This is a genomic window from Aeromonas sp. HMWF017 (assembly GCF_003061465.1).
GTDB classification, from domain to species: Bacteria; Pseudomonadota; Gammaproteobacteria; order Enterobacterales; family Aeromonadaceae; genus Aeromonas; species Aeromonas veronii.
On the sequence record NZ_QAJD01000033.1, the window covers coordinates 1 to 2,232 of the forward strand.

At 59.1% G+C, this 2,232-nt stretch carries 1 protein-coding gene; it reads right to left on the bottom strand.

All coding sequences use genetic code 11. The annotated features are described in order from the left end of the window. Nucleotides 1-1,956 (bottom strand): bifunctional aconitate hydratase 2/2-methylisocitrate dehydratase (locus DBR30_RS02715; RefSeq protein ID WP_108588176.1); only part of this gene is annotated, 1,956 nt, incomplete at its 3' end. Nucleotides 1,957-2,232 lie beyond the last annotated feature (276 nt).

Below are 2,232 nucleotides of genomic sequence, written 5' to 3' on the forward strand. Positions count from 1 at the left end.
CAGCCACTCTTCCATCCCCTTGATGCGACGGGTGATGGTGCGTACATCGCCGTAGCCTTCGGAGAGCATCCATTTCAGCATCACGATGTTGGACTTCAGATACTCGATGATCGGCTCTTTATCCAGCTTGATGGTGCAACCGGCAGCGGAGCGCTCGGCGCTGGCGTCAGCCAGCTCGAAGGCTTGTTCCACCTTCAGGGTCGGCAGACCTTCGATCTCGAGGATGCGGCCGGAGAAGATGTTCTTCTTGCCCGCTTTCTCGACCGTCAGCAGCCCTTTCTGGATGGCGGCGTAGGGGATGGCATGAACCAGATCACGCAAGGTGATGCCCGGTTGCAGTTCGCCCGTGAAGCGCACCAGCACAGATTCCGGCATATCCAGCGGCATCACGCCGGTGGCGGCGGCAAAGGCTACGAGGCCAGAGCCCGCCGGGAAGGAGATACCGATGGGGAAACGGGTGTGGGAGTCACCACCGGTACCCACGGTATCCGGCAGCAGCATGCGGTTCAGCCAGGAGTGGATGACGCCATCACCCGGACGCAGAGAGACACCGCCGCGATTCATGATGAAGTCCGGCAGGGTATGGTGAGTCTGTACGTCGATGGGCTTGGGATAGGCTGCGGTATGGCAGAAGGACTGCATGGTCAGATCGGCGGAGAAGCCGAGGCAGGCCAGGTCTTTCAGCTCGTCGCGGGTCATCGGGCCCGTGGTGTCCTGGGAGCCGACCGTGGTCATCTTGGGCTCGCAGTAGGTGCCGGGGCGAATGCCCTTCACGCCGCACGCCTTGCCGACCATCTTCTGGGCCAGGGTGAAGCCTTTGCCGGTATCGGCCACCGGCTGCGGGCGACGGAATACGGTGGAGAACGGCAGACCCAGCGCCTCGCGGGCCTTGTCAGTCAGGCCGCGACCGATGATCAGCGGGATACGGCCACCGGCGCGCACTTCGTCGATCAGCACGTCGGTTTTCAGTTCAAACTGCGCCAGCACCTGTTCGGTGCCGTGTTTGCAGATCTTGCCGGCATAGGGGTAGATATCGATCACATCGCCCATCTCCAGCTTGGAGACATCCACCTCGATGGGCAGAGCGCCGGCATCTTCCATGGTGTTGAAGAAGATCGGGGCAATCTTGCCACCCAGACAGACACCGCCAGCGCGCTTGTTCGGCACGAACGGAATGTCGTCGCCCATGAACCAGAGCACCGAGTTGGTGGCGGATTTACGGGAAGAGCCAGTACCGACCACGTCACCCACATAAGCCAGCGGGAAGCCTTTCTCTTTCAGGGCATCGATGGTCTTGATGGGACCGACGGCGCCATCCTTGTCCGGAGTAATGCCGGGACGGGCGTTTTTCAGCATCGCCAGCGCGTGCAGCGGAATGTCCGGGCGGGACCAGGCGTCCGGTGCCGGAGAGAGGTCGTCGGTGTTGGTTTCGCCGGTCACCTTGAACACGGTGACAGTGATCTTCTCGGCCAGCTCCGGGCGAGAGAGGAACCACTCGGCATCAGCCCAGGACTGCATCACCTGTTTGGCGTGGACATTGCCCGCCTTGGCCTTCTCTTCCACGTCGTGGAAAGAGTCAAACATCAGCAGGGTGTGGGAGAGCCCCTTGGCGGCAAGCGGCGCCAGAGTGGCATGATCCAGCAGGTCGATCAGCGGTTGAATGTTGTAACCACCCTGCATAGTGCCCAGCAGCTCAACAGCTTCGGCGGCAGTCAGGATGGGAGATTGGGCTTCGCCCTTGGCGACGGCGGTGAGGAAACCGGCTTTGACATAGGCCGCTTCATCAACACCGGGGGGAATACGGGAGGACAACAGCTCTTTCAGAAAGTCTTCTTCGCCAGCGGGCGGGTTCTTGAGCAGCTCAACCAGGGCGGCGACCTGCTCTGCATCCAGAGGTTTGGCAACCACGCCCTCGGCGGCACGTTCTGCGACGTGTTTACGGTATGTTTCAAGCACGACTAATTCCTCTTTGGTCTTTTTTTGGGGTTCGCCCACGCTCGCGGCGATCGTCCTTGCGGGACACCCCGTAGGGTGCTCCCCACTATATAAGTTTTAACGACTAATTAAAATCCAAACCCTGTTTACTTATTCACCACAAAATCGTAACCAATTAAACAGACTGGTATTTTTTGAAAATTAATTGAACACCCTCAATCAGAGTTAACAAATTGGCATCATTTCGGCATTATTCGAACGTACTGCCCAATTGCAGATAGAAGACGTCATTGCCCC